At 77.6% G+C, this 2361-nt stretch carries 2 protein-coding genes; both read left to right on the plus strand.

Annotated features, from left to right (window positions below; translation table 11 throughout):
* On the plus strand, nucleotides 1-708 hold the full coding sequence (locus HCJ92_RS23650; RefSeq protein WP_167935650.1) for an LUD domain-containing protein: 708 nt from the start codon (nucleotides 1-3) through the stop codon (nucleotides 706-708).
* A 38-nt stretch (nucleotides 709-746) separates the two neighbouring features.
* Nucleotides 747-1817: a LacI family DNA-binding transcriptional regulator gene (locus tag HCJ92_RS23655; RefSeq protein WP_167935651.1), complete on the plus strand. Its 1071-nt coding sequence runs from the start codon at nucleotides 747-749 to the stop codon at nucleotides 1815-1817.
* Nucleotides 1818-2361 lie beyond the last annotated feature (544 nt).

A 2361-nucleotide genomic window follows, 5' to 3' on the forward strand; every position in this document is an offset into this window, starting at 1 on the left:
GTGCCGTCCGGTGCGGCCCGCCGCCCGGGCGACCGCACCCTGGTGCTCACCCGGGTGCGCGCGGCGCTGCGCGACGTGCCCCGGACGGAGGGGCCGCAGGACGTCCCCGTGGCGCGCGACTACCTGCGGGCCCACCACGCGGGCGACCCGGGCGAGGCGGTGGAGCTGCTCGCCGCCAACCTCGCCGACTACCGCGCCCTGGTGCACCGCTGCGGGCCCGCGGAGCTTCCGGAGGTCATCGCAGAACTGCTGCGGCGGCGCGGCACCGAGGTGGCCGTCGCCCCGCCGGCGCTGCCCGCCTCCTGGCGGACCGACGGGGTGCGCTGGCTGGCAGAGGACGTCGCGCTGCCGCGGCTCGCGACCGCCGACAGCGTCGTCACCGGCTGTGCCGTCGCCGTCGCCGAGACCGGCACCCTGGTGCTGGACGGCGGGCCCGGCCAGGGTCTGCGGCGGACGACCCTCGTCCCCGACCACCACGTCTGCGTGGTGCACGCCCCTGCCCAGGTGGTCAACTCCGTGCCCGAGGTGCTGGAACGGCTCGACCCCTCGCGTCCGCTCACCTGGATCTCCGGCCCCTCCGCCACCAGCGACATCGAACTGGACCGGGTGGAGGGCGTCCACGGCCCGCGTACGCTGGAGGTCGTCCTGGTGGAGCACGGTCCGGCGCGACCCGGCCGGAGCCGACCCCCGCGCCGGACGGCCGACTGACGGGACGCCAGGACGGCACGACGGACGAGAGCGGGACCATGACACCTCAGGGCGGGGCGCCGGTCGGCATCAAGGACGTGGCGCGCGAGGCGGGCGTCTCGGTCGGCACGGTCTCCAACGTCCTCAACCGCCCCGACACCGTCGCCCCGGGCACCCGCGACAAGGTGCTCGCCACCATCGAGGCGCTCGGGTACGTCCGGAGCGAGAGCGCCCGCCAGCTGCGCAGCGGCAGCAGCCGGATGGTCGCCGTCCTCGTGCTGGACCTGGCGAACCCGTTCTTCGCGGGAGTCGCCAAGGGCGCGGAACGCGCCGCGGCGGAACTCGGCCTGCGCGTGATGGTCTGCAGCAGTTCGCAGAGCCCAGCGGAGGAGGCCGACTACCTCGCGCTCTTCGCCGAACAGCGGGTCCGGGGCGTCCTGGTGACGCCCGCCGACGCCTCGGGCCCCAACCTGGAGCGGTTCCGTCGCCACGGCATCCCCTGTGTCTTCGTCGACCGGGCGCTGCCGGCCGACCAGGGGTGCTCGGTCGCCGTGGACGACGTCACCGGCGGGGCCCTCGCGGTGCGGCACCTGCTCTCCGGCGGGCACCGCCGGGTGACGTACGTCAGCGGACCGCCGCACCTCCCGCAGTGCCAGGACCGGCAGGCGGGGGCGCTCGACGCGCTCGCTGAGGCCGGGCTGCCGGCCTCCGCGCTGACCCGGCTGACGGCCGACCGGCTCGACGTCGCCTCCGGATCCGACGCCGGGGCCCGGCTGCTCGGTCTTCCGGAACTGCCGAGCGCGGTCTTCTGCGCCAACGACCTGCTGGCCCTCGGCGTCCTGCAGGCCCTGGTGACCGCCGGTGTCCGGGTCCCCGAGGACGTCGCCCTGGTGGGGTACGACGACATCGAGTTCGCCGCCGCCGCGGCTGTGCCCCTCACCTCGGTGCGGCAGCCGGCGGACCGGCTGGGTCGCGTCGCGGTGCGGCTCCTCGCGGAAGAGGCCGGAGGCGGTGGGGACGGGCCCCTGACGGGCCACCGCCACCGGGCGGTGGTCCTCCGGCCGGAACTCGTCGTGCGCGGTTCCTCCCGCTCGCGCGGCTCCTCACCGCCGCCGCCGCGATCCGGCTGAGCGAGCCACTCCTCGGGCCGTCTCCCCCACTCCCCGTCTGGGGCGCGAGGGCACTCGCCTTCGTCGGCTGCGGCCGACGGCGACGTCTCGGCCGGTCGCGCGCCGTCGCGGGCGACGGCATGGCGCACGGGGGTACGGGGCGTGCCCTCGGGGGCGCCGGTCGGCCGAGTGAGGGGCGACCGGGCGCATGGGCCGGCGTCAACCGGCCGTATCGCGGCGGGGGTCCGGGGAGCGACCCGCGGGAAGGCGGTCCGGGCGACGGCGGTGTCCGGGCGGGCGGCGAAGGGCCGGCGGCAGCCGGGAGAAGGGGAACGACAGCGGTGCCTCGCGGCGGCGGGGAGGACGCGACGCCGGGGACGGCCACGAAGGGGGGCGGCCTGCGGTCACGGACAACCCTGTGGGCCGTGGACTCCGCCCGCTTCCGCGGGGAACCGGTCGGCGGCGGGACACGCGCCCGCTCGGCACGGCGGGCCGTCGCCGGTCGGCGGGACCCCTGCCCGGGGCGCGCCCGGATGCGACAGCGGTGGGGGGGGGGGGGGGGGGG

Source organism: Streptomyces spiramenti, from assembly GCF_012034385.1.
Taxonomy (GTDB): Bacteria; Actinomycetota; Actinomycetes; order Streptomycetales; family Streptomycetaceae; genus Streptomyces; species Streptomyces spiramenti.

What these genes read in the sequence shown, in the direction of transcription:
- HCJ92_RS23655 (WP_167935651.1), top strand. Translation starts at nt 747, where the DNA reads ATGACACCTCAGGGCGGGGCGCCGGTCGGCATCAAGGACGTGGCGCGC.